Below are 25,148 nucleotides of genomic sequence, written 5' to 3'. Positions count from 1 at the left end.
TGGCGGGCATGAGTCCCACAACAGCGACATCCCGGCGGGTCGGACGCGACGAGTTGCTCGAATTCGTCAGGCCGCGTCATCGAGCGACGATCATCACGGCAAAGCGCGACGGGCGCCCGCAGGTCTCGCTGGTGACGTGCGGGGTCGACGAATCCGGGCGGATCGTGATCTCCACCTATCCGGAGCGCGCGAAGGTGCACAATGTGCGGCGGAACCCAGCGGTGACGCTGTGCATCCAATCGGACGAATGGGACGGCCCGTACGTCCAGCTCGACGGGACGGCCGAGGTGATCGACCTGCCGGAGTCGGTCGAGCCGCTCGTGGACTATTTCCGCGCGATCTCCGGGGAACATCCCGATTGGAACGAGTATCGCGCTGCAATGCGCAGTCAGGGCAAATCGCTCATCCGTATCGCGATCGATTCGTGGGGCCCGATCGCCACCGGCGGCTTCCCTCCCGGCCGCGCCACCGGTAGCTAGTGAGCGGTCCGCTTCCGGCGCAGGACGACGATCGCGGCGATGACGGCCAGCACGGCGATGGTGGCGACGGTGCCCCAGGCGGACGGCGGGACGACGTCGACCCACGCCCAGAGCGCTGCCATGCCGATCGTCGCATAAATGAGCGCCCAGGCGGCGCATCCGGGGAGCATGAAAAACAGGTAGCGCACGAACGGCATCCGGCCGACGCCGGCTAAACAGTTCAATGCCGTTTGCAGGCCGACCGTGAGAAACGACAGTGTGACGGCGGGAGCGCCATAGCGCGTGAGAAGGTGTTCGGCCCGGCTCACGCGGCGGCTTTCGATCCGCCGGACGGCGCCGAACCGCCGCGCTCCGGTGCCGGCAAGACGGCCGACCCAGTACGTGGCTTGTGCGCGAGCGAACACGATGCCCATGAGCGCAAGATAAAGCGTCCCGAATTCGAGGTCGTGCAGCGCGCTCATCACGGCTACAAGCTTAGCCTGACCTTACTTGCGGTGGCGAGTTGGGAGTACGGGCTCGGATCGGCTTCAATCCGCGCTACAGGTACAGCCCGGTGGAGCCGGCATCGCCCCGCTCGGCCGCGACGGCGTGGACATCGCGCTCGCGGAGCAGGATGTAGGTATCGCCTTGGAGTTCGACCTCGGCACGCTCGTCCGGATCGAAGAGAACCTTGTCGCCCAGTTCGGTCTGCCGCACGTGCGGGCCGGTGGCGACGACTTCCGCCCAGGCAAGTCGTTTCCCCATGGCGGCGGTGGCTGGAATGACGATGCCGGCGGACGATTTGCGTTCGCCCTCTTGTTCGTCGAGCGATACGAGCAGCCGATCGTGGAGCATGCGAATCGGCAGGGATTGTGACGCGGAAGCGGAGTTGGAAGCGTTCATATCGCCGGCTATCTTACCGGCCTGACCTCTTGGCTTCCTTGACCTCGAGCTTATGGGCCTTACGGGAACCATGGGTGGCGACGCGGAGCACGACACCGACTACTGCGACCATTGCGACACCGACCGCTGCCAAACGCTCCGGGCGCAGGTCACCGTCCTCGGTAAAAAAAGTATCACGCGACTTGTTCGCCAACCGGGTGGCAATTGCCTTGGGGTGGATGCGGCCCACGAGCTCGTCCACGTTTCCGGCGATCCGATCTTGCCGGGCCGCAATCCGCGCACTCAACTGCTGCGGCGACTTGGGAATCGGCGTGTCGAGGTCGATGTTCTTTGCGTGCTCCAGCGTACTCATGGCACTGAGGTTATCGTAATTACCGATGGACCCGCGAGGGGGATCGCCCGTGTGCGCGGATATTGTCGAAGATGCCAGCACAGATCTCGGTGACTTTCGGAGGATCAATGACCGCGGAACCTACTCGTCTTCAACCCGGTGACAGCGCGCCGGACTTCACTTTGACGTCGGACGCCGGCGAGACGGTCTCGCTGTCGGACTTCCGCGGCAGCCGGGTCGTCGTGTATTTCTATCCTGCAGCCATGACCCCGGGATGCACGACCGAAGCCTGCGATTTCCGCGATTCCCTCGACGCTTTGCAAGCCGCCGGTGTGCAGGTCGTTGGCATCTCCCCCGACAAGCCGGAAAAGCTCGCAAAATTCGCCGAGCGCGACCACCTGACGTTCCCGCTATTGGCCGACCCCGAAAGGGACGTTCTCTCCCAATGGGGTGCGTACGGCGAAAAGAAGAACTACGGCAAGGTGGTGCAGGGCGTCATCCGTTCCACTGTCGTAGTCGATGCCGAGGGCACCGTCGAGACGGCCCAGTACAACGTGAAGGCGACGGGGCACGTCGCTCGGCTGCGCAAGACCCTCGGCATCGACTAGACCCTACTCGGTAGCGGCCTGCCGCCGAGGAATCAGCAGGGCGGCGACTATCGCCGCGGCGCCGGCGCAGGCGGCTGCCCAAAAGAGTGCCGAATTGCCCGAAGTCACGGCGTCCGCGACTATCTGCCTGGCGGCGTCCGGAAGTTTGTCGAGCGCGGCAGGCGTCACCGACGAGATGTCGAGCGACGTCCCGTGCCCTCCGACGCGGCTGACGATAGTGCCGGTGAACAGCGCGCCGAGACCGCCGACTCCGATGGCGCCGCCGAGCATACGGAAGAAGGATGCTGCTCCGGTGGCGGCGCCCACCTCGTGATGGGGCGCGGTGTTCTGGATCAGCACGAGCGGCGTCTGGAAGAGCATCCCGATTCCGGCGCCAACCAGCACCATGTACACGGACGTGGTCCAGACCGGCGTCGACGTGCCCATGGTGGCCAGCAGGATGCACGAAAGGGTCGTGATCGACGATCCCGCGATGATGACGCTGCGGAACCGGGAGCCGCGCGTCGTCCAAGCTCCGATCAGCAGCGACACGGCGATGGCCGGCAAGAGCATCGGCAAAAGCAATAGCCCGCTATTGGAAGCGGAGTGTCCTTGCACGAGCTGGAGGAACAGCGGCAGGAAGTTGATCGAGGCCATCATGATGGCGCCCATGGTCAAGAACATGACGATGAAACTCATCAGCACCGAGCGGTTGCCGAAAAGGTCCGGCGACAAGATGGGGTGCTGTGCGCGGCGTTCGATGGGCACGAGGGCCACGATTCCGGCGAGGGCCACGATTGCGGCACCAATGACTTGGATCGACAGCCAGTCGTATTGATGTCCGCCCCAAGACACGGCGAGCACTGCGCCGAGGCTCAGACCTGCGATCGCGAAGAGCCCGGCCACGTCCACGCGGCCGCCGCGGCTTCTGCGCGGCAAGCGCAATAGGACGGCGGCACCGACAATCGACAGGGCAATGAGCGGAAGATTGAAGAAGAAGATCCAACGCCAGCCCAGACTGTCGGTGATGATGCCGCCGATCCACGGCCCCACGATCATGGAGACCGGTGCGATGGCGCCGAAGATCGACTGAAAACGGGCCCGCTTCTCGGCCGGTACGACGTCCGCCACAGTCGCCAAAAGGGTTGTGAACGTCATGCCTGCGCCGAGGCCCTGCGCGGCGCGGGCGGCGATGAAGCCGCCCATCGAACCGGCGAATCCGGCCCAGGCCGAGGCACCGAAGAAGACCCCCAACGCGATCAAGAACATCCATTTGCGACCGAACATGTCCCCGAGGCGTCCGGCCACTATCGTGCCGATCGCCATCGTCAGCAGGTACGCCGTCGCGACCCAGGCGAGGTCTGCCAGACCGCCGAGCTCGCCGGCGATGGTCGGCGTCGCGGTGGCCGTGACGAGCCCGTCCAGCTGCACCGGAACGAGTGCGAGCACGAGGCTCACCATGATGAGTATCAATCGGCTGCGCGAGGGCGGCGAAGTCGTCGTCGGCGCAGCCGGGGCCGAAGTTGTCATAATTATCCTTACTTGTCGCCCGGCTAATTTACTTGTCGGACGACAGGTAAACACCACATTAGCCGGTTGTCAAGTAAGCGTCGACGCGTCCCGTAAGCTGAGCGGGACGCCGTCAGTCACCCCGTAAGGAAAGGGCCTATGCCGCGCAAGGGAAATTCGACCCCTGCCGAGATCATGGACGTCGCCATGACGTTGTTCGTCGAGCGAGGGTACGACAAGACGTCATTGCGCGAGATCGCCGAGGCGTGCGGCCTGACAAAGGCCGCGCTCTACTACTATTTCCGCACCAAGGACATGATCGTGCGGGCTGCCTTGGATGCCTACACGGAGTCAATAGTCGACCTTCTCGATTGGCTGGACGCCACCGACCCCGGGCCGAAGCGCGACGTCGAATTCGTCGACAGGCTGCTCGCGATCTTCGACGGCCAGGGCTCGCTCGCGTTGCGGTTCACGCAATCGAACCCGACGGTGTTGGCGCGCGAGGACTTCAGTCACCGCAATGTCGACCACATCCGCGAGCTCGTCACGCGAATCGCCGGGCCCGATCCGGATCCGGACGCCGTACTGCGCGCCACGATGGCAGTTGGGTCTCTCGTGCTGAGTGCGATGCCGGAAACCCCGATCGGTCCGATCGGGGACGCCGATTCCCGCCGGAAGGCCGCACGCGCCTTGGCGTTGGAGATCCTGACGCCACTGTCGGCGCGGCGGGCCGGATGTTGAGTTCCGACACCGCACAAATGGAGTCGACCGGCGCCCATGCCCTATAGTTTGGTGTGCCCGCGCGAGTGGTGGAATTGGTAGACACGCCAGATTTAGGTTCTGGTGCCTTCGGGCGTAGGGGTTCAAGTCCCCTCTTGCGCACAAAATGACTATGACCATCATCCGCGCGCCGCGCGCCGATCAAGACGGATTAGCCCCGTGACGTACACGCACGGGCACCACAGGAACGTCTTGCGATCGCACAGCAATCGAACTGTCGAGAATTCGGCCGGTTATCTTGCTGCGGAGTTCAACAGCGGCGCACACGTGCTGGACGTCGGCTCGGGCCCGGGCACCATTACCGCCGACATCGCCCGAATGGTCGATCCCGGCAGCGTGGTGGCAGTCGAGATGACGAGCGAGGCCGCGGCGCTGACACGTGCGGAGTTGGACCGGCAGCGGCTCACGAATGCGCGGGCGGTGGTCGGCGACGCACTGGCGCTCGATTTCGGCGACGGGACATTCGACGTCGTGCATGCCCACCAGGTGCTGCAGCACGTGCCCGATCCGGTGCTGGCGCTTCACGAAATGATGCGCGTGTGTCGACCGGGCGGGGTCGTCGGCGTGCGCGACAGCGATTACGCGTCGTTCGCGTGGTATCCACGGGTGCCCGAACTGGACGAATGGTTGTCGCTGTATCGGGCCGCGGCGCGAGCCAACGGGGGCGAGCCGGACGCGGGACGCCGGTTGCTTGCCTGGGCGCACGCGGCGGGAGCGGCGACGGTCGAGGCCACGTCGAGCACGTGGTGCTATGCCACCCCGGAGGCTCGCGAGTGGTGGGGCGGCATGTGGGCCGATCGCATCGTCGAATCGGATCTCGCCGAACAGCTGGTGAGAGAGCAACGCGCGACGCGGGCCGACCTTGATCGGATCAGCGAGGGCTGGCGGCAGTGGGCGCGGGACCCCGACGGTTGGTTCTCGCTTTTACACGGCGAGTTGCTGATCCGCGTCTGATCTGTTGGCGGCAGCCGAGACCGGCTCCCCCGCCGAAGCAACGCGTTGGCTCGTCACGAATCGCGCCGGCCCTTGGCTATCGCCCGTCGACGAGTCCAGCGGTACATCGACACGAGCGCGGCAACGAAGATGATGACGCCGATGCCGCTCGACCACGGGGTAAAGAAATCGCCCACGAGCGCCATGGGGTCGCTCTTGCCGGAGGCGACGACGATTCCCGCATAGGCCACGCCCCAGAGACTGTCGCCGACGATCAGGCCGGTGGCGAGCAGCACTCCGAGTCGGCGGGCCCGCTCCGGATTACTGCGACCGGCGGCCCAGCGATCGTGAATCTTGCCGAGCACTGCGCCCACCGCGATCGTCAACGTCAGTTCCATGGGCAGGTAAAGCCCCATCCCGACCGCCAGCGGCGGCAGGCGAAAACGCGTCGTCTTTCGGGCCAGAATCTCGTCGGCGATGATGACGACGGCGCCGATGGCCACGCCCAGCCCGATATACCCCCAGTTAAGACTGCCGCCGAGCACTCCTTTGACGAGCGAGGAGATGAGTGCGGCCTGCGGGGCCGGAAGAGGGTTGTGACTGGCGCCCGGCGCGCCGAGAAAGCCGAAGGCATCGTTCAGCAGGTCGAGCACCGGGGCGATCACGACGGCACCGAACACGACACCGATGATGAGTGCAAGTTGCTGCTTCCACGGGGTCGCGCCGACGAGCTGACCGGTCTTGAGGTCCTGGAGGTTGTCGTTGGAAATGGTGGCGATCGCGAAAATGATTGCCGTGGCGAAAATCGTGTAGGCAACGAGTTCGGCGGTTCGTTTGGCATCGCCGCCCCCGCCGTAGATGACGGCAATGAGAAGGGCAAGGAGGAGCGCCACCAGGATGCCGACTCCGGAAATCGGGCTATTGGACGAGCCGATGAGCCCCGCCATATAGCCGCAGACTGCAGCCGTCACGGCTCCGATGACGACGGTGAAGGCCAGGGTGACGGTGATAGTCACCGCATGGCCGTCGGCGAGGTGCGTCGAGTTCAGAAACGCCCATAAAAGCAGTCCGATGGGGATGAGCGAGAGGCCGATCCACATGCCGACGAGCGTGATGGGCAGGTCGCGCTCTTCCAGGGCGACCTCGGCGCCCAATTTACGCTGCCTCGTCGAGGCAATGGCGTCCTTGATACCGCCTACGATGGGGCCGAAAATCTTCACGAGCGCCCAAATCGCTGCAATGGCCATGGCTCCGGCGCCGACGAATCGCACGTCGTTGGTGAAGATCTTGTCGATAGCATCGGCAATCGGCGCACCACCGACGTGCCCCCAACTCATGACGGGCACCAGGATTCCCCACCCGATGATGAGACCGACGAACATGGCGATGCCGACGGCCAGCCCGACGAGGTGGCCGATCCCGATCAAGGCGAAAGAGAGGCTGACGGAGCCGGCAACACCGCCGGCACCGACGCGTACGGCGCCGGACACGGTTTCGGCGAGCACCTTCGTCTTGGTGAGAATGCCGAACACTGCCGAAACGATGCCGCCCCACAAGATCACCATGATGCTCTCGCGGTCACCTTCGGCGCTCCCCTCGGTGCCCGCCTTGAGGACTTCACCTGCGGCCACGCCTTCGGGGAAGGGCAGATCGGAGCCGACGACGAACGTTCGCCGTAGCGGCACCGTATACATGACCCCCAGGGCGCCGCCGATCACGCAAATTGCCACAGTGGTCCAGTAGGGAAAATTCTGCCACCAGCCGACCATGATGAGGCCGGGGAGAACGAAAATGATCGCTGCGAGCGTCCCCGCCGACGACGCGATCGTTTGGATGATGTTGTTTTCCTGGATGGTCGACGTACGAAACCGCCGCAAAACTGCCATCGAGATGACCGCTGCCGGAATGGACGTGGCGAAGGTGAGGCCGGCCTTGAGGCCGAGATAAACATTGGCGGCCGTGAAGACGACGGTGATGATTGCACCGAGAATGATTCCCCGGACGGTGAGTTCCTTCGGCCGCAACTTCTCATCCGTGTTGTTTGTCGCCATCGGCTACATCTCCTGGAACTGTTCCGATGGAAGAGACCGTGCGGGTTGGGCCGTCCACCGCGATTTGTGAGCGGAACGCTGCCGGTGACCATGCCGCCCGTCGCAACGGCTCACCTCCGTAGTAAATCTGGTTCGACGTCGTCGGGTCAAGGCGATGATTTTCTGTCGGGATGTGTCGCTGACCGCTGCGTAGCCTTCGACTGTTCGAACCGGAGACCACCCTCATTCGCTGTCGACGATCGCGGCCCGGGAGGCGATGAGCGTGACCTGGGCGATCCGTCGAGGGAATTGCCCCTCGCCGTCGAGGTAGCCCCGGGAGGTTTCGGCATCGGAGACCAAGCGTGCGGCGGCCTGCGAACGGACTTCGCGCAGCGTCGCCGTGGCATCGGCTTTCCTGCCGTGTTCGGCAAGGAAGATCCGGAGCAGCGGCTCCACCTCCAGGACAGGCGTCTGGGATGGCCCGGCCGGCCACTAACGAAGCTTTTCCGCCCGTCCGCTGTGATCGCTTTTCGTGCCGATAATCCGGGAGTCTGGATGGATCATTGCCACAATCTGCCGCATGCCACCCAGGGCCTTGTCGCGCACCTGATGTACGAGCACGTTGACACGCGATACCTGTTGAATCATCGGAACAAGCCGGAATAACAGAGGTAGCTACTTCAACCTCTCCACTCCCAGCGTGCAACCAGTTGCGGCCTGGGTACGAGCAAGCACTTCCGCGATATCGTGCTTCGCACTCGGCTATTCGTTTTTGCGATTTGCTCGAGCAATGGTGAGCGGCCACGGGATTTTGGTCGTCCTCGAAGATCTTCATTGGGCCGATCGTGAATCACTTGCGGCATTCGCGTATCCGATGTGTCCGAGCGCGGTAGCCAGGTGAGGTTTACCGATGCCGTGGTGATTGTCATTGTGGCTCAGTCGTCGTGATCGTCGTGCTACGGGTCGTCGTGGCGGTGTCTCTTGCGGTCTCGTCGTCGGCGATCGTGGCGATTGGTGTTGATGAAGCCTTTGGTTTTGGCTTCGTGGTGGTGTTCGCAAAGTGCCTGGAGATTCTCCGGGGTCGTGGGTCCGCCGCGGGCGAATGGGTTTATATGGTCGATGTCGCATGCGCCGGCGGGAATGTTGCAGGAGGGGAATCGGCATGTGCCGTCGCGTGCTCGCACGAGCTTACGAAGGGCGGCGTTCGGCCGGTATTTCTTCGGGTCGGCGTTGATGATCCGGTCCGTTACCGGGTCGGTGAGTAACCTGGTCCAGGTTTGCGCGCCGGCGGCGAGCCGGCGGGCCATGCTGGCCGGGATCGGCCCGTATCCTTCAAGGTAGCCGGGGTCGTTCCAGCCGAGCAGGGCGAACACGGGCACTGTGACGTTCAATCGGCAGTCTTGTGCTTCGACCCGCCGGTGATCGTCATGGTGGACGCTCGCATCGACCAAAGCATCAAAACGGCGTTGCGCCAGAGTACGCGTATCCAGCACGCCCGCCGGCTCGCGTCCGGCCGTGTCGCGTCCGGTGCGAGCGGCGTGGTCGAGTTTGTCGAAAAGTGCTCGTAGCGAGTCTGCCGGGCCGTAGGCCAGTAACTGGGCGGACCCGTTGTCGTCGGGAATGAACTCGACGGCCCGGTCGCGGCAGACATCACGGTGCTTGCTCTCGGCGGTGCGAGTGTCGTGCGAGCCCACCCAGCGTGAAAGCCGGGTGCGGAATGATTGAGGTAACACATTCGGGTTCCACGTAGTGATTTCCCGATCCGCTTCCAGGGTCGTGGCGACCGGGAGATCGCGGGTCTTTGTCATCACCTCACGGTACCGGCGCGGCGACAAACTACCGGTCTTGAGCGCGTCGACCGTCCGCGGCAGACACGAACACGCCCGCATCGACCGGTGGAGCTCGGCCGCGGCAGTACGCGGTGCGGCATCGAGGATCGGGGCGATCTCGTCGGCGCCGTACGGGCTCATGTTCTCCGCGATCCGATCGGCCGGTTGCCGGCCGGGATCGGTCCGCCAGTCATGCGATCGGGCCGTGCCGAACGCCGCGAGGATTTCCGCCCGTTTCGCTGCGACGAACCCCTCGAGCTGAACACAATCCTCGAGAATGTCCTTCAACTCTTCGGGGCCAAGATCGGCAAGCTCAACGCAATCGACTTTGCAAGCGAGCATGCCCGGCGAAACACGTCGCTCGGCGCGCTGCCCGGCACCGAACCCCTCAGACGCTGACCTGTTTGCCATGGTCTAATCATCTCGCGAAGCACTGACATTCAGAGGCCGAAAACGATACCCAACATAACGGCACAATAACAATTCGCCGAGTTTCGACTCACAGATCCGCACCTTGAGCAGGCCCTGGATGGATCATCACCGCAATCCCCTCACGCTCCTTTGCCTTGGTCGGGCCGAGTTTTTGATCCGGGTTTGACCTGACGATGGCCTCGTCAGTTCTTTCGCTCCCGCCATCCCGCATTCTTTGCCATCTCGCGTGCGCATAACAGGTAGCCGCCGATGAGGATGCCGATACCGCAAACGCCCAGAACCGGCAGATTCAGGTAATGCACCGACCCGACAACCGCCATCGCATACCCAAAGGCGGCCATCCAGATCGCCGGTGACCACCGACGCAGCCAGCGTCCGGCATGGTAGGGCAGCCCGGAATCACGCCGAACCGTTTGCTCAATTCGCCGCTCATCCGCGGCGAGCTGAGCCGTCACTTCGCACCAAATGCGATCATCTTTCGCTGAGATCATCCCAGCACTTCCAAACCCATTTGCACTTCGACGTGCGCGCGGACCACCGCGAGTCCGACGCCGACACGTCCGGCATCTTCGAGAGTACTCCGAATTTGCGAGGCCGGGCCGGAAAATCGGTGTGTAGACTGACCAGCTCAGAACTTCCCGCACACTCCTGAACGGACTGGATCGTGACATTCTCATCGTCGAGCAACTCACCGACTGGACGCTGCTTGGCGAGCGGCCAACGGACAGTCGTCTCGACCGTCGGAGCAGACGGCACGAGACAGGACGTATTCGATACCCGAGATCTGCTTCTTGAGGCTCCAAATTGGACCCTCGACGGTCAGGCGCTGATCTTGAACGGAGCCGGACGGTTGTGGAGACTGGACCTCGGATCGGGCCGACTGGCCGAAATCGCCATTGGCGATGTCTCGGACCTCAACAATGACCACGTCCTCGACCCGGACGGCGAACACATCTTCTTGTCCGCCGGCGACGGCAATATCTACCGGGCGCCGCTCGCCGGCGGATCGAGCAAGCGCATCACGCCGGACGACGGTTTGCTGCACTTCTTGCACGGCGTTTCGCCGGACGGCCGCGAGATCGCCTTCATCGGTATCGAGCGACGCTCGGGAACCGAGTGGGGGCCGGGCTCGGTGTATACGCTCGCTCTCGACGAAGGAAAGTCTCGACGGCTGACGATTGGCGCTGCTCGTGAGGACGGCAGCGAGTACAGCCGGGACGGCAAATGGATCTATTTCAATACTGAACGGTTTGACGGGCATGCGCAGATCGCGCGCATGCGTACCGACGGATCCGACGTCCAGCAGCTGACATTCGACGAGTCGGTCAATTGGTTCCCGCACCTCGCGCCGACAGGCAATTTCGCGGTCTATCTTGCGTTCCCGCCCGGAACCGAGGGGCATCCGGCCGATCGACAAGTCGACGTCATGCTCGTGCGGGACGGGCACTGGAGCGAGGCTCGGCCCGTTGCGCGTGTTTTCGGCGGCCAGGGCACCATGAACGTCAATGGCTGGGATCCGAGTGGGGCGCAATTCGCGATAGTCAGCTATCCGATTGAAGAGTGACGGCCGGCCCCGACCTTCATCGAACCACCTAGGACCCGTTGGTCGTGCTATGGTAATGAACATGTTCACTGAACCTGTTCATTCAAGGGCCGATCGACGCGAAACGACACGTGTCAAAGTCCTGACTGCTGCGGCAACGCTCTTTCGCGACCGCGGATTTGCGGCGACCACGGTCCGCGGAATCGCGGCAGAGGCCGGAGTCAGCACGGGCACGGTCATCGCCGTCGGCGATAAAAACACGCTACTGGTCAAAACGTTCGATACCTGGATCGCGGACCTGCAACAGCAGCACCCGCCGCGCTCCTCCGACGAGCCGACCTTGCCGACGACCGACCCCGGTAAGCGCGTGGCTGCACTCGTTCAACCGTTCATCGAACTGTTCGCCGGCGACCAGGAGCTGGCTCGCACTTACGCGGCAGTTCTCGTCAGCGGCAACCACGAGCCGGCGATCTTCAACGAATTGGCGGACGAGCTGGTGCGCGAGTTCGAGGAGATTCTTCGTGACGCCGGCATCACACAGGAGCACTCGAAGACGGCCGCTCGTGTCATTTACCACTCGTACCTCGGCATCTTGTTCAGCTGGGCGGGCACGACGTCGACAGTTTCATCGGCACTCGACGATGTCCGGTCTGCCGTTGCCGCCGTCACTTTCGTGAAAGGAAAATGACGTGCCATTGACGCCGGATCCGTGGTGGCCGACCGGGGTACTGGCGCTCGTTCTCTTTGCGGATGGCGTGATGTCCATTCGGCCGCCGAGGTTGATCCGCGATTGCCTGGACGGGGTCGGCTTCCCGCGAGACTGGTGGTGGGTTCTCATCGTCGTGAAATTCGCGGCAGCTGCCGGACTGGCAACGTGCATCGTCGTGCCGGGCGTGGCCCTGGCCGCCAACGTCGGAGTCGTGGCCTATTTCGTCGTCGCAGCTGTCGCGCATATCAAAGCACGATTCTTACGACATGAGTTTTGGCTGAACTGCCTCGGGATGCTGGCCATTTCGCTGGCAGTTCTCATCGCTGGGGTTGTGGCGTAGTTCGGGTGGCCCCGCGGCCATCGATCGTTCTTGCCAGACACCGCGCGGAAATTCTCGGTGTGGTCAAGCAGCACAAAGCGCGCGACGTGCGCGTGTTCGGTTCCATCAGACGCGGCGAGAACACCTCTGGTAGCGACATCGATCTCTTAGTCACTTTCAAACCCGATGCGGATATTCTCGACCTCCCTAATCTGACCGAGGCGCTCACCGAACTGACCCGAATTCATGTCGGCGTCGTTTCGGAAGGCGGTTTGCGTTCCGACTACGATCGAATCGCCGTCGAAGCCACACCGCTCTGACCTGAGTTCACCCACTGACCGGGCAGCCCGATCATCCGCGGTCAGCCGGGCAGGTTCAGCACGTCTCAGTTGCCCCAAGGAGGTCAAGGGCTGATCTGGCAAAATCAGCCACGTGATCACAGTCTATTTCGACGGGGACCAGACACTCTGGGACTTTCAAGCATTGTTGCGGCGTTCGCTTGCGTCGACCATCAATGAACTTCGCGCATGCATGCCTGCGCTTCGTGGTGACCTGTCTGTCGAGGCATTTGTCGCGGACCGCGGCCAGACCGCCGATGCGCTACGAGGAGTCACTGCGAACCTTGAGGAAATTCGGCTCGAAGCGTTCCGTACGAGTCTTCGTCGCCTCGGCGTCACAGACGAAAACATGGCGGTACATCTGAACGACTTCTATCTAGAGCACCGGTTCATTGGAGTCGACCTCTACGACGACGTGCTTCCGACGCTGGAAGCACTCGCTGGCCATTGTCGGATCGGATTGCTCTCTAACGGGAATTCTTACCCCAATCATGTCGAGCTTGAACGATTGCTCCAGGCGACTGTATTTTCCCAGGATGTAGGCGTCGAGAAACCTGATTCCCGCATCTTCGATGCAGCTGAGCGAGCGCTGCCCGCGCAGAGATATGTGATGGTCGGCGACTCGCTCGTTAACGATGTCGCCGGTGCGCAAAACGCCGGATGGGCCGGCATCTGGCTCAACCGGGACGACGCGAAGCGATCCGAGCCGATCGAGCCTGACCTGACAGCGACAAAACTCAGCCAGATCCTCCCGTGGCTCGCCGCGACCGGCTGAGCGCCGATAGCGGTCAGTCGGGTTTTGGACCCCGGACGTGCCCTTCCTGGAGGTAGCCACCGACCCGGTCGAGGACGGCGTGCGCGAGCGTCCGCAATTCGTGCGCATTCCCGCTTTCCCCAGCCCACTTGAGGAGATCGCAAGCTATCTGGTCATCGACTGATTCCAGGTGCCGCACCAGCCACTTACCGTTGCCGAGCCATCGACGGTTGAGCCGTAACAGCAGTTCACATGCCGATCGGAAGACCTGGAACCGCACTGCAAAACGTTCCGCAGGGTTTGAAGTGCCCGCCAGATCATCAAGAGCTGCGCTCAACGCGTAACGCCGGTCATCACGTTCAGTGGACGTCAGTGGCGGGGGCCCGCCGGCCAAGAGCTTCTTGGCCGCTCGTTGCACGGGGATCGCGCACTGCTCCCCACTCAGCACCATCGAGCGGGCACACAAGTTGGCAAGAATGGGACGGCATGCGGCCGCCTCGCGTTCATTCCACCAGCTAATGCTTGCCGATGTGTGGATGAAGGCTTCGACGAGCTTCCCTTCATGCGAGCTGGTTTCCACGTAATTGGGTCCACCATCCGGATAAAGGACAACGATGTCAAGATCCGACGAAGGAGTTGCCAACCCCAACGCGGTGCTTCCACCGAGCAGAGAGCCGATGGCTCCGGGATGCCTTGTTTCGACGTACCGTCGCGCGGAATCCGCGAGTCCATCATCCACGGCACATTCCGATTGACAGCTCATTGCATCAAAATATCAGCGCTGTGCGACCGGTGAGCGGCATAGTTCACCGCAGTGACTCTGATAGAACGTCAGCCGGCGGGCCCAGGATGCAAAACTCGTTCCGCTCGGGGTCGGCCATCACTGTGGTGAGCCATCCGTGGTCGTACTCGGGACCGCGAATCGGCTTTTGGGGACGCCGGTTCTCAGCGTCGACCGTTGCCTTCGGGAACCCATTCCAGAAGGTCGCCGGGTTGGCAATCCAAGGCCTTGCACATGGCGTCGAGGGTGCTGAAGCGGATTGCTTTGGCGCGACCGTTTTCCAGAACCGAAATGTTGGCCGGCTCAAGCAACGGAACCTGCCGGCTCGCTCATTCAGCGGAATGTGCCGGTCCCGCCAAAACCGGGGCGGAACTGACGTACGTGAAGCTGCCCGTTGCCAAATCCCATTCCATTCGGGGATTTCGTATGAGTAGGGTTGCACTATGTCTGGAACCGGTTTGCGCGCCGTAGTCGTCGAAGACGATGATGACGTCCGTCGACTGCTCGAGATCGTTATCTCGCAATGCGGCTTCGCTGTCACTGCCGTTGCAACCGGAGCGGACGGGACTGATGCAGTTCGACGCGATGATCCGGACCTCGTGACCGTCGACGTCGGCCTTCCCGATATTCAAGGCTATAGGGTCGTCGAGCAACTCCGTGAGTTCTATTCGAAACACGTGATCATGGTCAGCGCGCGGGCCGATGACGCCGATGTCACGCTCGGATTGCATGCGGGCGCGGACGCCTATGTCACCAAACCGTTCAGGCCCCGGCAATTGCGGGAGCGAATCACCGACGTCATGGCCGTCCCGCCCGTGGCCGATGGCAACTAGTCGATCCCTTTCAGCGCCGCCAGGTAATTCGTCCGGAATTCGTCGACGGTTTCCGTACCGATGTCGCTCAGCAGTTGCAACCTGCGTCGGGCGTACTCGAAATCGCCGGCCCGCACCAAGTCGGTCATCTCTGAACCGACGAGGCTGAGCCGGCCGGCTCCGACCATGGTGGCAGAGACACGGATGCTTTCGGCGGCGTCGCGCCCGGCCACTGTGTCCTCGGCGTCAATCGCCGCGCTGATGCGCGCGAGCCGGGTCGGCCACATGACCGCGAACGCTGCGACGAATTCAAGCGCCAAGTCGTTGCGCTGGTCCAATTCGCCGGCCAAGTCCTCAAGCACGACCGGGTCAACCAGCGGCACCGTGAGCAGCCGGTCGGATACCGCAGTCGGCACGGGCACCACGTCGTCCGCATTCCGCTTGGTCTTGGCCCACGCGTTCCGGCCGGTCAGCATCCGCCCGATGGCGCGCGGATAGTAAAGGTAGGTGGCGTACACGTAGATCAGCATGCCCAAGCCAACCAGGACGCCGGTTCGCACGCGCCGCTCGTCCCGCGCAATGTGACGGTAGATCGGGCCCCACACGGCATACGGCAGGATCAGATACGCCAGCAGCGCCGCCACAAGCGACGCCGTCGTGCCCACGTCGAACGTGCCGAATTGGCCGCGCACCACGGCCGTGACGATCAAGATCGGCAGCAGGATCAGGTTCAGCATCATCAACAACGGCTGACTCATGAAGAAATTGACTTCGAGCAGGCCAAGAGGCCGAACCGTACGGCTTCGACGGAGCGCGGGAAGGATGCTCGCGCATTCCATGATGCCTTGCGCCCACCGTGTGCGCTGGGTCAGCAGGCGCCGCCCGTACGGCAAGGCCTCTTGCGACACGTGGGCGGCACGCGTGTAGTGATTGCGGTAGCCGAGTTCGAGAATATGCAGCCCGAGTTCGTAATCTTCGCTGAGTTTGCGACCCCACGGCGCGCCGAAACGCTCCGCGACGGCGTCCAGCGCGTCCAGACGAGTGAATTGGCCGTTGCCGCCCATCCCGACGCTGCCGGTCTGCACGCGAAAGAGCTGCATGGCCGAGTTCGTGGTGCGAAATTCGACGTCCTGCATTCGTACCAAGTATCTGCCGAACGCATTGGCAATCCGTCCGCGTCCGGGCAGCGGCCGCATATCATTCCGGTTCTTCATCCACACTTCGATTTGGACGGCCCCCACCCGCGAGTCGCCAAACGCATCCGGGCCCGCGATGGCGGCGAGCGCGTTGTCCGACAGGTAGCCGTCTGCGTCGAGCACCCCGATCACTGTGCGGCGCCGCATCTCGGGATCGTCACCGATCCGGGCGCTGACGGTGCGGTAAGCGTCGTTGAGCGCCTCACCTTTGCCGAGCCGTGCGTCCGGCCGGACGCGCGAAATCAAGTGGATCCGATCGTCGAATTCCATCAGGCGCCGGACGACGCTCGCCGTCCCGTCGTCGCTGGCGTCATCGATAATCCACAAATGCGCGCCGGGAAACGACGAACGTGCGGCCGAGACCGTCGCGGCAATCACGCTCTCTTCGTCTCGACACGGCACGAGGAGATGCCAGTCGAACGCCTCGGGATCGCCGGGTTCCGGGCTGCGGCCGGTCAGGAACACCATCAACAGTGTGCTGATATAGGCCAATGACACGGCCGCAGTGATGCAGACGACCAAGGATGCGGCGCTCAGCCACGGGTCCCGTGCGAACCCGTCGTACATGCCGGTGCTCCACACGAGTGCGAACGCCGACCCGCCGTACAGCATGGCGACGACGATGCCGAAGAGACGTTTCATGGCCGCTCCAGCTGTGGAATCGTCACGCGGAATGCCGACCCGACGCCGGCCGTCGACGACACGGCAATGAATCCGCCATGCTGTTCGACGATCTCCTTGCTGACGACAAGGCCGAGCCCCGTCCCATCGATGCGGCGCTGCACTGCCGCCTCCGCGCGGTAGAACGCCGTGAAGATATTGGCGGTTTCTTCGGCGGTCATGCCGATGCCGGTGTCGGCGACCTCGATGATCAAGTTATTCGCATTCGTTTTGGCACTCAGGGTGATTCGTCCGCCCGCCGGCGTGTACTTGATGGCATTGGAAAGCAGATTGTCGATCACTTGGCTGAGCCGGGCACCATCGACGGCGACGGGACGCATCGGCTCGAGACGGCGAACGATCTCGATGTTCTTGGAAGCAGCACGCGGTTCGGCTGATTCCGCAGAAGATGCGATCAACGCGGCGACGTCCGTCGGCACCGGGTTGAGCTGGAGTTTGCCGTTGTCGAGCCGGGCGCCGAGAAGCAGATCGTCGACAAGGGACAGCACGCGTTCGGCACCCCTGTTGATCACGGCGAGATACTCGTCGATCGCCTGGTTCGTGCCGCCGGCCTCGTCGACGAGCAGGTCCAGATAGCCGATGATCGACGTGATCGGCGTGCGCAACTCGTGGGAGACCATCAACACGAATCGTTCGCCGGCCTGAACCGTACGCACCAATTCCGTCACATCGTAGAAGGCCACGACGGTGCCGATGTGCTCGCCGTCCGGACCGGTCAAGGGGCGCGCGGACGCCGACAGTGCCCGCTCGCGCTCGGTGCCGGGGCCGATCAGCATGGTCATCCCGCTGTACGACTCGCCCCGCAGTGCGCGCGCGGCCGCGCGGTCACCAACCGGCAACGGCGTTTCGCCGTCGAGATCGTAGATGAGGTGGCCGGCCTCCGTCTTATCGGTGTTCTCCGGCGGCGACACGACGGCATGGATCTCGCGTTGCGCGCGGTTGAAAATCATGTCGTTGCCGTCGTTGTCCATTGCCAGAATGCCGACGTCGACGCTGTCGACGATGGCCTGCAGCAAGTTCTTGCTGGCGCGCGATTGAGCCAGCGCTTCGCGACGATGACGGCGTCCAATCGTCAATTGCCGGCGCATGACCACGACGACGCCGCACACCGCCAGAATCACCAGGCATACGAGTCCGTGTCGGACAAACACGAACGCGTCGTCGCTCGGCGACAAGCGGATGACATCGGGCACGATCAAGGCGACCATGGTGAGTGCCGTGGCAAGCCAGGCGCCCTTGCCCCGGAACAAGATGGCCAGCCATAGCCCCGGCAGAAAACACAAGATGGCCAGTGACAGGCCTTCGGACGCCGCGGCATCGCTGCACAGCGCAATAGCCAGAAAGTCCGCCACCGGCACTATCATGATGACCGTCGCCGCTCGCGGCCACGTGATCACAAACGCCAGAATCGTCACGGCGACGACGATGACGACGCCGGCCACGAATTCGATTTCGAGGAAGGTATGAGTGCGGAAGACCGCTATCGCAGCAACGGCGATGGCAAAAGTGACCGCGAACGGCAATTGCTGCGCCGTCGCGCTCGTCGAAGCCCGCTCCGCCGTGAACTCGTCGATGTACCGCTTGAAAAACGATGTCATGAGACCTTCATCAAATACCTGCCGTCGCCCGTAGCCCGTCCCCCAGTCCGAGACGACATCACGGTATCAAGAACACTGAAGGGACGTAGTGCAGAACGAGTCCCCATTTCCTCGAACCTGGAGTTGATTTGACCATGCCGTTGATCATGCCGGTGTACGGCACCCGCCCCGAAGCTGTGAAGATGGCGCCGCTGGTGGCCGCGCTGAGGGAGACGGCGGAATTGGACGTTTTCATCAGTTTGACGGGCCAACATCGTGAAATGCTCGATCAGGTCAACGAGCTGTTTGGAATCGTTGGCGACCACGACCTCAATATCCTCTCGCCGAGGCAGACGCTGTCCGCGATCACTGCAAAGACCCTCGGGGGCCTGGCCGAGCTGTTCGAAACCGTGAAACCGGACGCAGTCGTCGTCCAAGGGGATACGGGTACGTCGACAGCGGCCGCGATGGCTGCGTTTTATGAGCAGATCCCCGTGGTGCACCTCGAGGCGGGCCTGCGATCGGGACACCGGTATTCGCCCTTCCCGGAAGAGATCAATCGCAAGATCACCACTCAGATCGCATCGCTTCATCTCGCGCCAACGGCGTCCAGCCGGGCGAATCTTGTGCATGAGGGGGTGCCGGACGACGACATCGTCGTCACGGGCAACACAGTCATCGACGCCTTGCACGAGGTCGTGCGCCGGCCCGCCGACTTTACGACCCCGGAGCTTGCGGCACTTGCCCGAATCGACGCGCCGGTGCTTCTCGTCACGACACACCGGCGCGAGAACTACGGCGATGCGATGTCGAACATCGGCCGGGCGCTGCGGCAGCTGGCCACCGAACGTCCGGAGCTACGCGTCGTGTTTCCCGCGCATCGCAGTCCGGTCATGCGCGAAGCGGTGCTGCCGCACATTGACGATCTACCCAATGTGACGGTGGTCGAACCACTCGACTACCGCGAATTCACGCATCTGCTGGCAATGAGCGACGTCGTGCTGACCGACTCCGGCGGTGTGCAGGAAGAAGCACCGTCATTGGGCAAACCAGTACTTGTGATGCGCGACAGCACCGAGCGGCCCGAAGCCGTCGAGGCCGGAACCGTCAAGCTGATCGGCACCGCGTCCGAGCGGATCGTGCGCGAAGTCGCCGAGCTCTTCGATGACCCCCGGGCGTACTCGGCCATGTCCCGGGCGGTCAACCCGTACGGCGACGGACTCGCCGCCCCGCGCTGCTCGGCGGCCATCGCCGAATACCTCGGAGTAGGGACGCGCATGCCGGACTTCGACCACGCGATGGAATGATTTCGGCGACAGAGCTCACCGGCAACCAGTTGGCTATTTGCTGCCGGATCGCCAGATTTCCGCGTCGTCATCGTAGGTCCAGCCGGTGTGGTCGGATGCCAGCCGATAACTGTCGGTCAGCCAATACGTCGCATCCGGTGCCCAGCCGGCCATCACGGTAGCCGTGTCGCCGTCGACGCCCACCGTGCGGCCGGCGGTGTGCAGGTACGCGGCGATGGTGAGGTGGACGGCGTCCCAGTCTTCAGCGACCGCGCGCCAGTCCGGGATGACCCAACGGCCGTCCCTGGCAGTAACCCTGAACCAGTCGTGGCGGCGGGATGCCGTGACCTCGAGCGGGTATCGACGGCACAGGTCGGCGAACGCTTCGGCCGAGTCGATTTCATAGATGTTGCCGCCCGGTTCGAGCGCGGTGGCGGCGGCTTGCTCCGGACCAAAGGAGTCCTCGGCCAGGTAGAGCCCGACCGGGCCGCGGTGCCCGCAAATTCGAGTCGACGAGGTCAACGAGTCCGGGGGCATCGACCACCATTCGCCGGAGATGGCGGCGCGCACATCGCTGTGAAGGTCGGCGTGCGACCGGCGCTCGGCACGGATCGCTTCGGAGTGCCATTCGCCCAAAATCCGAGCTGGGGAGCGTCGGTCGGGTTCGTCGTCATCGTGTAGCGGATCCGCGAATTGAATGCTCCACTGTTCGGCCGCAATTGGAGTCGACCACCACCTCGTCAATGGTGACGCCGCGATATGGGCCGCTATTCGGCTCAGCGGGCCGGCCATTTCCGGCTGAAAGGCGAGTCTGTCGAGGCCGTCGGGCTCTTCCCAGTAATAGGCGGTGTCGACCGCTTGGGTGAGCGAGTCCCAAAGTGCCTTGTCGGTCGGATCCGGCAGTTCGGCTTGTTCGAGTGCTGCTGCGACACTGCCGGCAACGGTGCCGGGCACGGGCGCGAGCACCGGGGGCTCACCGGTCCGGAGAAATTTCGAGACCAAATATCGTGCCGGGCTCCGGTATCGCACGGCGCCGTGCTCTTCCTCGATGCCGTGCGCGAAGGCTTCCGCCGATTGGTCGACGCCGTCGTCAGCCAGCATTGAAAAGGTCAGACAGACGCGTCGCCCTCGAGGACCGGCCAACAGCATTTCGGAATTCATAGACGTGAGAATACTCGCTGCCCCGCCACGGAACGGGACACCGACCTGCCGTCCCCAATGCGGCCCGGACTGACGACTCGCCGAGCCGACCGTCAAGGTTTTCGCAGGAATCGCCGATACGTTTGTCGGATGAATACGCATCTGCTGTTACTCATCAACGGCTGGGCAGGCAATAACCAGCTGCTAGACGACGTCATGCTGTTTTGCGCCCAATATCTCATCTATGGAGTATTCGCTCTCGGCGGGATCTGCGGCTTGATCCTGCTGTTCAAGCGCCAGTGGCGGCAGGTGATCTTCCTTCTTCTTACGCTCGTGGTCTCATTCGGACTCTTGCGGCTGGCGAATCATCTCTACATCGAGGCCAGACCGTTCACCACCCATCATCTGACTCAGTTGATGACTCACGAATCCGGCCAATCCTTCCCCAGCGACCACACGACCGCCGGCTGCGCGATCGCCTTCGCGCTCTTGTTCTTCAGCTGGTACAAGAAGTGGGGCGTGCTCGCACTGATCGCCTCCGTGCTTGTCGGTTTCGCGCGGATATTCTGCGGCGTGCACTATCCGCTCGACATTGCCGGCGGCATCGTGACGGCGCTCGTGGGAGCCCTCATCGTTGCAATCGTTGCCGGGCTGACCCGCGGAGCCAAACGAAGCAGAGGACGCGGTCGTGGGCGCCGCACGAGGTCCCGGCACGCGGCCGCCGCGTAGGTGCCGCCCGGGCCCGGCATCCTTGATTTGTTTGTCGTCTCCGTTGTCGGAGACGACGCTTAGACTCGCAGCGTGACTCAATTACCGTTGTCGCTGACGAAATTGACGCCGGACGACGTCCTCGAACTGCACGACATTTATTCCGACCCTGGCACATGGCGGCATCTGCCGTCCGGGCGCCATACGGACATCGCCGCCACTCGGGCGCTTGTCGAACGATCCATGACCAGCCAAGAACGCTATGGACTTGGACAGTGGGCAGCACGGCTCAGCACCGATGTGAGCGACGCCCTCCCCGCGGGTACTTTGGTCGGAGCCGGCGGCGTGACAATGCTCGATATCGAAGTCTGGAACCTTGGGTACCGACTGCATCCGGCCGCCTGGGGCCGCGGGTTCGCCACCACGTTGGCCCGTGCCGGACTCGACGCCGCACATGACAAGTTCCCGTCCATTCCCGTCACGGCTCGGGCGCTGAGCAATAATCCGGCTTCCTCGGCCATCCTGGATAAACTCGGGCTCACGCTCGTGTGGCGCGGCGCATCGGAAGTCACGCCGGACGCCGCGCCGACTGCCGGTCTCGAGCGCGTCATCTACGCCGACAGGGCGATTTCCGAGTCATTGCTGGCCGAGGTGATCGCCTTGGGATGATCCGGTACCGCGTCCGCGAGTTCGAAGATGCGGGAGTGAAGTGGATGTGAGGTCTACGTGAGCGGAGAGTCGGATCTTGCGACACTGATGGCGACTATGTCGCCGCAGCACCGGCCGGGACGTTTTGTCTTTGCAACAGTCGACACCGTCCCAGTGGACGCCGAGATCTTTGCCAGCGTGCTTGAGGCCGAAGGACTGAGCGTGCTGGTCGCCGAGGACGACGCCCGGCGCTTAGGACTGCCCTATTCATTCGTGGCCGGCTGGATCACCTTGCAGGTGCACTCTGCCTTGGACGCGGTCGGGCTGACGGCAGCAGTGAGCACGGCCTTGGCCACAGCGGAAATCAGCTGCAACGTCATCGCAGGCAACTACCACGATCACCTGCTCGTACCGATTGATCGACTCGATGACGCTCTTGGCGTTCTCCGTGAACTCACCGCCTGAGGATCACCATCGCCGAGACGGCGTCAGCGCAACATCTGCTCGCTCTCGCGGACGGACTCCCCGGCCGACGAGGTGGCCCCGGGGCCGTCCATCAATCGACGGCGAGGACTCACAGTCTCAACTCGATCGGCGAGCTCTCAGGACGGCCAAAGCGCTATCGTGCAACGCCGCGCCATAGGACGGACCGTGCCCAGCGGCGTGCACCGCCAACGGATGAAGTTGATGCAACGGGATTCGCTCCCGCCATCCGTCCCGAAGCGGGCTCTCCTTGTCATAAGCTTCGAGAATGTCGTCCAAGTACGGGCACCCGAAGAGCGCGAGCATGGCCAGGTCCGTCTCGCGGTGACCGCCGTGCGCGGCAGGATCGATCAGCACGACGCCCTCCGGTGTCCACAGCACGTTTCCGGCCCATATATCGCCGTGCAATCGTGCAGGCGATTCGCCGTCGTCGAATTCGCCGGATTCGATCAGATCGCATGCCCGTCGCACGTCGTCCGCCGCATCGGGCCGCAAATTGCCGGCCTCCACTGCCATATCGACGAAGGGCAGCACCCGCTGACGCGCATAGAAGACTCCCCACGACGCTTCGGGTTTGCAGGGCTGTGCCAACGAGCCGATGAAATTCGTGCCGGAATATCCGGGCGGCGGGGCGCCGAACGACGCGGCACCGGCGGCATGCATGACGGCGAGGTCCCGGCCGAATCGGCGTGCCGACTCGATGTCCGGTCCCACCTCGCGCACACGCTCGAGTTCGATGCTCTCGGAGCCAACATCCCGGACGCCGACGATGTGCACTCCCCCGGCGTCCGCGAGCCACCGGAGACCTGCAGCCTGCGCGGCGAAAAAGTCCGGGTCGGCGCCGGGTTCGCGTTTCGTGAATGTCTCAGCCATACGAGACATGCTGGCATGCGCGCTGTCCGCTCCGCGAGACGGACGGGCTAGCCTGGACGTATGAATACATTGTTTGACGTCCTGCACGTCGTCCTCGCCGTCTTCATCGTCGGTCCGATGGCGATCCTGCCCATGACTGCCATGCGGTCGATCCGCGCCGGCCAGGGCGGACAGGTCGCGACACTGGCGAAGTCAACGTTCATCTTTTCGCTGCTGTCGATTTTGGTCGTCATCTTGGGCTTCGGCCTCCTTGGAATGAGCGATCCCCAATACGGCCTTTCAGTGACCACCGGCTGGGTGATGACGTCGCTCATCGCCTGGCTCATCGCCATCTTGCTCAACCTGCTCGTCGTCGTGCCGGCCATGCGCAAGGCAGCCGCGGCGCTACAGCCCGCCGGCGAGGCCGGTGCGCCCGCGCAAAGCAAGGGTTACCCGCAGATCGCCGCATTTTCCGGTATCTCAACGCTGTTACTGGTTCTCGTCGTCGTCTTGATGGTCTGGAAGCCGTAATCGGGCACGAGCCACAGCCGGTTCGGCGTCGGTTGGTATTTTCGCTGCTCGGAGCACCGATTGCAGCGTCGATCGCGGCGTGCGCGGACCAGCCCGATTCGCCCCAGACCGATTCGCCCCAGGGCAGTCCGAGCGCGACATCGTCACCGGCCCGTCGGCACGACGAACTACCCGGCGGCGGGCGGACGATTTTCCCGTCCCGCCGTATCGTTGCGTTGTACGGGCGCCCCGGCACCTCCTCGATGGGCGCGCTCGGTGCGCAGGGCCCGGCAGCCGGTGCCCGTCGCGTCCGGAAGCTGGCGCATCGATACGCAAAGCTGACGTCGAAACCAGTGATGCCGGCGTTCGAAGTCATCGCGACAATGGGCACGTCGGAGCCGGGCCCGCGTCACGACTATTCGGCCCGTTTGTCTCCCCGGTCGTTGACGCCGTGGATTGACGCCGCCCGCCGGGCGGGGGTGTACGTCGTCCTCGATCTTCAACCCGGACGGGCACGGTTCATCGATCAGGCAAAGCATTACCGTCGGTTGCTGCAATATCCGCATGTCGGGTTGGCGCTCGACGCCGAATGGAAACTCACGCCGTCGCAAAAACCGTTGGAACAGATCGGCTCGACCAACGCCGACGACATCAACGAGGTCATCCATTGGTTGGCGCACTTGACCGCGGCAAACGATTTGCCGCAAAAAGCACTACTGCTGCACCAGTTCCGCACGTCCATGATTACCGACCGCACCGACCTCGACACCTCGCACGACCAGTTGGCCGTCATCGTACATTCCGACGGCCACGGCACGCCTAAGGACAAGCGCGGCGCCTACCGGAAGTTGGCACGCGATCTGCCTGCGCACGCGCGGATGGGATGGAAGAACTTCTACCGGCAGGACGAGCCGTTGTTCACGCCGCGCCAGACTCTCGATGTTCACCCCGAGCCATGGTTCATTTCGTATCAGTGAACGGCGCCGCGGCGCAGCACCAATATCGCGACAGGCCGCTAA

General features: G+C 63.3%; 30 protein-coding genes, 1 tRNA gene and 1 pseudogene. 18 read left to right on the top strand and 14 right to left on the bottom strand.

Annotated elements, in window-relative coordinates; all coding sequences use genetic code 11:
- The first annotated feature begins 8 nt into the window (after positions 1 to 8).
- Positions 9 to 479, top strand: coding sequence for a PPOX class F420-dependent oxidoreductase (locus BJY26_RS09415; protein ID WP_179427659.1), 471 nt, complete (start codon positions 9 to 11; stop codon positions 477 to 479).
- Here BJY26_RS09415 and BJY26_RS09410 read toward each other — a convergent pair.
- The 3 genes from BJY26_RS09410 to BJY26_RS09400 all read right to left on the bottom strand — a co-directional run bounded on the left by BJY26_RS09410 (position 476) and on the right by BJY26_RS09400 (position 1,713).
- Complete coding sequence (locus BJY26_RS09410) at positions 476 to 940, bottom strand: DedA family protein (protein ID WP_179427657.1); 465 nt, start codon at positions 938 to 940, stop codon at positions 476 to 478. The two genes, BJY26_RS09415 and BJY26_RS09410, sit on opposite strands and share 4 nt — an antisense overlap.
- Positions 941 to 1,016: 76 nt before the next feature.
- A complete protein-coding gene (locus tag BJY26_RS09405; RefSeq protein ID WP_179427655.1) occupies positions 1,017 to 1,361 on the bottom strand; it encodes a GroES family chaperonin in 345 nt (114 codons plus the stop codon).
- 13 nt (positions 1,362 to 1,374) lie between these two features.
- Positions 1,375 to 1,713 (bottom strand): DUF3618 domain-containing protein, encoded by a 339-nt coding sequence (locus BJY26_RS09400; protein WP_179427653.1) that lies wholly within the window; start codon positions 1,711 to 1,713, stop codon positions 1,375 to 1,377.
- 107 nt (positions 1,714 to 1,820) lie between these two features.
- On the opposite strand from BJY26_RS09400, the gene bcp reads away from it, so the two are divergent.
- Entirely contained in the window at positions 1,821 to 2,300 is a 480-nt protein-coding gene (gene bcp, locus BJY26_RS09395; RefSeq protein ID WP_179427651.1) for a thioredoxin-dependent thiol peroxidase, read from the top strand.
- A 3-nt stretch (positions 2,301 to 2,303) separates the two neighbouring features.
- Here the strand turns inward: bcp and BJY26_RS09390 are convergent, their stop codons facing one another.
- Entirely contained in the window at positions 2,304 to 3,809 is a 1,506-nt protein-coding gene (locus BJY26_RS09390; protein WP_179427649.1) for an MFS transporter, read from the bottom strand.
- A gap of 138 nt (positions 3,810 to 3,947) precedes the next feature.
- On the opposite strand from BJY26_RS09390, the gene BJY26_RS09385 reads away from it, so the two are divergent.
- The 3 genes from BJY26_RS09385 to BJY26_RS09375 all read left to right on the top strand — a co-directional run bounded on the left by BJY26_RS09385 (position 3,948) and on the right by BJY26_RS09375 (position 5,522).
- Positions 3,948 to 4,529, top strand: a complete 582-nt coding sequence (locus BJY26_RS09385; protein WP_179427647.1) for a TetR/AcrR family transcriptional regulator — start codon at positions 3,948 to 3,950, stop codon at positions 4,527 to 4,529.
- Between the two features lie 59 nt (positions 4,530 to 4,588).
- Positions 4,589 to 4,670: transfer RNA gene (locus tag BJY26_RS09380), tRNA-Leu, on the top strand.
- A gap of 57 nt (positions 4,671 to 4,727) precedes the next feature.
- Entirely contained in the window at positions 4,728 to 5,522 is a 795-nt protein-coding gene (locus BJY26_RS09375) for a class I SAM-dependent methyltransferase (RefSeq protein WP_342354656.1), read from the top strand.
- Between the two features lie 53 nt (positions 5,523 to 5,575).
- On the opposite strand, the gene BJY26_RS09370 is transcribed toward BJY26_RS09375, so the two are convergent.
- Both BJY26_RS09370 and BJY26_RS09365 read right to left on the bottom strand, forming a co-directional pair.
- Entirely contained in the window at positions 5,576 to 7,552 is a 1,977-nt protein-coding gene (locus tag BJY26_RS09370) for an OPT family oligopeptide transporter (protein ID WP_179427645.1), read from the bottom strand.
- Between the two features lie 222 nt (positions 7,553 to 7,774).
- Positions 7,775 to 7,987: a hypothetical protein gene (locus tag BJY26_RS09365; RefSeq protein ID WP_179427643.1), complete on the bottom strand. Its 213-nt coding sequence runs from the start codon at positions 7,985 to 7,987 to the stop codon at positions 7,775 to 7,777.
- Here BJY26_RS09365 and BJY26_RS19395 point away from each other — a divergent pair.
- Positions 7,952 to 8,197 (top strand): multicopper oxidase domain-containing protein, encoded by a 246-nt coding sequence (locus tag BJY26_RS19395; RefSeq protein WP_342354694.1) that lies wholly within the window; start codon positions 7,952 to 7,954, stop codon positions 8,195 to 8,197. The two genes, BJY26_RS09365 and BJY26_RS19395, sit on opposite strands and share 36 nt — an antisense overlap.
- Before the next feature lie 290 nt (positions 8,198 to 8,487).
- On the opposite strand, the gene BJY26_RS09355 is transcribed toward BJY26_RS19395, so the two are convergent.
- Positions 8,488 to 9,771 carry an HNH endonuclease signature motif containing protein gene (locus BJY26_RS09355; RefSeq protein ID WP_179427641.1) on the bottom strand — a complete coding sequence of 428 codons (1,284 nt, stop codon included), beginning with the start codon at positions 9,769 to 9,771 and terminating at the stop codon, positions 8,488 to 8,490.
- A 203-nt stretch (positions 9,772 to 9,974) separates the two neighbouring features.
- Entirely contained in the window at positions 9,975 to 10,283 is a 309-nt protein-coding gene (locus tag BJY26_RS09350; protein ID WP_179427639.1) for a DUF3040 domain-containing protein, read from the bottom strand.
- A 173-nt stretch (positions 10,284 to 10,456) separates the two neighbouring features.
- Here BJY26_RS09350 and BJY26_RS09345 point away from each other — a divergent pair, with 173 nt between their 5' ends.
- The 5 genes from BJY26_RS09345 to BJY26_RS09325 all read left to right on the top strand — a co-directional run bounded on the left by BJY26_RS09345 (position 10,457) and on the right by BJY26_RS09325 (position 13,476).
- A complete protein-coding gene (locus BJY26_RS09345; protein ID WP_237249073.1) occupies positions 10,457 to 11,356 on the top strand; it encodes a TolB family protein in 900 nt (299 codons plus the stop codon).
- A 61-nt stretch (positions 11,357 to 11,417) separates the two neighbouring features.
- Entirely contained in the window at positions 11,418 to 12,023 is a 606-nt protein-coding gene (locus tag BJY26_RS09340) for a TetR/AcrR family transcriptional regulator (protein ID WP_218852345.1), read from the top strand.
- A 1-nt stretch (position 12,024) separates the two neighbouring features.
- Positions 12,025 to 12,384, top strand: a complete 360-nt coding sequence (locus BJY26_RS09335; protein WP_179427635.1) for a DoxX family protein — start codon at positions 12,025 to 12,027, stop codon at positions 12,382 to 12,384.
- 59 nt (positions 12,385 to 12,443) lie between these two features.
- Complete coding sequence (locus BJY26_RS09330; protein WP_218852343.1) at positions 12,444 to 12,683, top strand: nucleotidyltransferase family protein; 240 nt, start codon at positions 12,444 to 12,446, stop codon at positions 12,681 to 12,683.
- Positions 12,684 to 12,795: 112 nt separating this feature from the next.
- Positions 12,796 to 13,476 (top strand): HAD family hydrolase, encoded by a 681-nt coding sequence (locus tag BJY26_RS09325; protein ID WP_179427633.1) that lies wholly within the window; start codon positions 12,796 to 12,798, stop codon positions 13,474 to 13,476.
- Positions 13,477 to 13,489: 13 nt separating this feature from the next.
- Here BJY26_RS09325 and BJY26_RS09320 read toward each other — a convergent pair whose 3' ends face one another.
- Both BJY26_RS09320 and BJY26_RS09315 read right to left on the bottom strand, forming a co-directional pair.
- Positions 13,490 to 14,194, bottom strand: coding sequence for a nucleotidyltransferase domain-containing protein (locus BJY26_RS09320; protein ID WP_179427631.1), 705 nt, complete (start codon positions 14,192 to 14,194; stop codon positions 13,490 to 13,492).
- A 206-nt stretch (positions 14,195 to 14,400) separates the two neighbouring features.
- Positions 14,401 to 14,544: pseudogene (locus BJY26_RS09315) on the bottom strand (helix-turn-helix domain-containing protein); the annotation flags it as partial.
- A gap of 135 nt (positions 14,545 to 14,679) precedes the next feature.
- Here BJY26_RS09315 and BJY26_RS09310 point away from each other — a divergent pair.
- The gene (locus tag BJY26_RS09310) at positions 14,680 to 15,069 is read left to right on the top strand and encodes a response regulator transcription factor (RefSeq protein ID WP_179427627.1); all 390 of its coding nucleotides are present in this window, start codon (positions 14,680 to 14,682) and stop codon (positions 15,067 to 15,069) included.
- Here the strand turns inward: BJY26_RS09310 and BJY26_RS09305 are convergent.
- Both BJY26_RS09305 and BJY26_RS09300 read right to left on the bottom strand, forming a co-directional pair.
- Positions 15,066 to 16,886, bottom strand: coding sequence for an XrtP-associated glycosyltransferase (locus BJY26_RS09305; protein WP_179427625.1), 1,821 nt, complete (start codon positions 16,884 to 16,886; stop codon positions 15,066 to 15,068). The two genes, BJY26_RS09310 and BJY26_RS09305, sit on opposite strands and share 4 nt — an antisense overlap.
- A complete protein-coding gene (locus BJY26_RS09300) occupies positions 16,883 to 18,523 on the bottom strand; it encodes a sensor histidine kinase (protein WP_179427623.1) in 1,641 nt (546 codons plus the stop codon). The genes BJY26_RS09305 and BJY26_RS09300 overlap by 4 nt, the downstream gene beginning before the upstream one ends.
- Positions 18,524 to 18,657: 134 nt before the next feature.
- On the opposite strand from BJY26_RS09300, the gene wecB reads away from it, so the two are divergent.
- Positions 18,658 to 19,809, top strand: a complete 1,152-nt coding sequence (gene wecB, locus BJY26_RS09295) for a non-hydrolyzing UDP-N-acetylglucosamine 2-epimerase (RefSeq protein ID WP_179427621.1) — start codon at positions 18,658 to 18,660, stop codon at positions 19,807 to 19,809.
- A gap of 33 nt (positions 19,810 to 19,842) precedes the next feature.
- Here the strand turns inward: wecB and BJY26_RS09290 are convergent, their stop codons facing one another.
- On the bottom strand, positions 19,843 to 20,949 hold the full coding sequence (locus BJY26_RS09290; protein WP_179427619.1) for a hypothetical protein: 1,107 nt from the start codon (positions 20,947 to 20,949) through the stop codon (positions 19,843 to 19,845).
- Between the two features lie 129 nt (positions 20,950 to 21,078).
- On the opposite strand from BJY26_RS09290, the gene BJY26_RS09285 reads away from it, so the two are divergent.
- The 3 genes from BJY26_RS09285 to BJY26_RS19555 all read left to right on the top strand — a co-directional run bounded on the left by BJY26_RS09285 (position 21,079) and on the right by BJY26_RS19555 (position 22,749).
- A complete protein-coding gene (locus BJY26_RS09285; RefSeq protein ID WP_179427617.1) occupies positions 21,079 to 21,657 on the top strand; it encodes a phosphatase PAP2 family protein in 579 nt (192 codons plus the stop codon).
- 72 nt (positions 21,658 to 21,729) lie between these two features.
- A complete protein-coding gene (locus tag BJY26_RS09280) occupies positions 21,730 to 22,305 on the top strand; it encodes a GNAT family N-acetyltransferase (RefSeq protein WP_179427615.1) in 576 nt (191 codons plus the stop codon).
- A gap of 57 nt (positions 22,306 to 22,362) precedes the next feature.
- On the top strand, positions 22,363 to 22,749 hold the full coding sequence (locus BJY26_RS19555; RefSeq protein ID WP_179427613.1) for an ACT domain-containing protein: 387 nt from the start codon (positions 22,363 to 22,365) through the stop codon (positions 22,747 to 22,749).
- Positions 22,750 to 22,866: 117 nt separating this feature from the next.
- Here BJY26_RS19555 and BJY26_RS09270 read toward each other — a convergent pair whose 3' ends face one another.
- The gene (locus tag BJY26_RS09270; protein ID WP_179427611.1) at positions 22,867 to 23,640 is read right to left on the bottom strand and encodes a fructosamine kinase family protein; all 774 of its coding nucleotides are present in this window, start codon (positions 23,638 to 23,640) and stop codon (positions 22,867 to 22,869) included.
- Between the two features lie 60 nt (positions 23,641 to 23,700).
- On the opposite strand from BJY26_RS09270, the gene BJY26_RS09265 reads away from it, so the two are divergent.
- The gene (locus BJY26_RS09265; RefSeq protein ID WP_179427609.1) at positions 23,701 to 24,150 is read left to right on the top strand and encodes a DUF2269 family protein; all 450 of its coding nucleotides are present in this window, start codon (positions 23,701 to 23,703) and stop codon (positions 24,148 to 24,150) included.
- Between the two features lie 32 nt (positions 24,151 to 24,182).
- Positions 24,183 to 25,106, top strand: coding sequence for a hypothetical protein (locus BJY26_RS09260; protein ID WP_179427607.1), 924 nt, complete (start codon positions 24,183 to 24,185; stop codon positions 25,104 to 25,106).
- Positions 25,107 to 25,148: the final 42 nt, after the last annotated feature.

Origin of the sequence: Spelaeicoccus albus (genome assembly GCF_013409065.1) — a bacterium.
In the GTDB taxonomy this organism is placed as follows: Bacteria; Actinomycetota; Actinomycetes; order Actinomycetales; family Brevibacteriaceae; genus Spelaeicoccus; species Spelaeicoccus albus.
This window is presented reverse-complemented; position numbering and strand designations above follow the sequence as displayed.

Excerpts from the sequence above, each read along its gene's own strand:
- BJY26_RS09405 (WP_179427655.1), bottom strand. The coding sequence starts at position 1,361 with ATGAACGCTTCCAACTCCGCTTCCGCGTCACAATCCCTGCCGATTCGC.
- wecB (WP_179427621.1), top strand. The coding sequence starts at position 18,658 with ATGCCGTTGATCATGCCGGTGTACGGCACCCGCCCCGAAGCTGTGAAG.
- BJY26_RS09385 (WP_179427647.1), top strand. The coding sequence starts at position 3,948 with ATGCCGCGCAAGGGAAATTCGACCCCTGCCGAGATCATGGACGTCGCC.
- BJY26_RS09415 (WP_179427659.1), top strand. The coding sequence starts at position 9 with ATGAGTCCCACAACAGCGACATCCCGGCGGGTCGGACGCGACGAGTTG.
- BJY26_RS09270 (WP_179427611.1), bottom strand. The coding sequence starts at position 23,640 with ATGGCTGAGACATTCACGAAACGCGAACCCGGCGCCGACCCGGACTTT.
- BJY26_RS09340 (WP_218852345.1), top strand. The coding sequence starts at position 11,418 with ATGTTCACTGAACCTGTTCATTCAAGGGCCGATCGACGCGAAACGACA.
- BJY26_RS09310 (WP_179427627.1), top strand. The coding sequence starts at position 14,680 with ATGTCTGGAACCGGTTTGCGCGCCGTAGTCGTCGAAGACGATGATGAC.
- BJY26_RS09390 (WP_179427649.1), bottom strand. The coding sequence starts at position 3,809 with ATGACAACTTCGGCCCCGGCTGCGCCGACGACGACTTCGCCGCCCTCG.
- BJY26_RS09400 (WP_179427653.1), bottom strand. The coding sequence starts at position 1,713 with ATGAGTACGCTGGAGCACGCAAAGAACATCGACCTCGACACGCCGATT.
- BJY26_RS09285 (WP_179427617.1), top strand. The coding sequence starts at position 21,079 with ATGAATACGCATCTGCTGTTACTCATCAACGGCTGGGCAGGCAATAAC.
- BJY26_RS09305 (WP_179427625.1), bottom strand. The coding sequence starts at position 16,886 with ATGAAACGTCTCTTCGGCATCGTCGTCGCCATGCTGTACGGCGGGTCG.
- BJY26_RS09355 (WP_179427641.1), bottom strand. The coding sequence starts at position 9,771 with ATGGCAAACAGGTCAGCGTCTGAGGGGTTCGGTGCCGGGCAGCGCGCC.
- BJY26_RS09410 (WP_179427657.1), bottom strand. The coding sequence starts at position 940 with ATGAGCGCGCTGCACGACCTCGAATTCGGGACGCTTTATCTTGCGCTC.
- BJY26_RS09265 (WP_179427609.1), top strand. The coding sequence starts at position 23,701 with ATGAATACATTGTTTGACGTCCTGCACGTCGTCCTCGCCGTCTTCATC.
- bcp (WP_179427651.1), top strand. The coding sequence starts at position 1,821 with ATGACCGCGGAACCTACTCGTCTTCAACCCGGTGACAGCGCGCCGGAC.
- BJY26_RS09370 (WP_179427645.1), bottom strand. The coding sequence starts at position 7,552 with ATGGCGACAAACAACACGGATGAGAAGTTGCGGCCGAAGGAACTCACC.
- BJY26_RS09290 (WP_179427619.1), bottom strand. The coding sequence starts at position 20,949 with ATGAATTCCGAAATGCTGTTGGCCGGTCCTCGAGGGCGACGCGTCTGT.
- BJY26_RS09350 (WP_179427639.1), bottom strand. The coding sequence starts at position 10,283 with ATGATCTCAGCGAAAGATGATCGCATTTGGTGCGAAGTGACGGCTCAG.
- BJY26_RS09300 (WP_179427623.1), bottom strand. The coding sequence starts at position 18,523 with ATGACATCGTTTTTCAAGCGGTACATCGACGAGTTCACGGCGGAGCGG.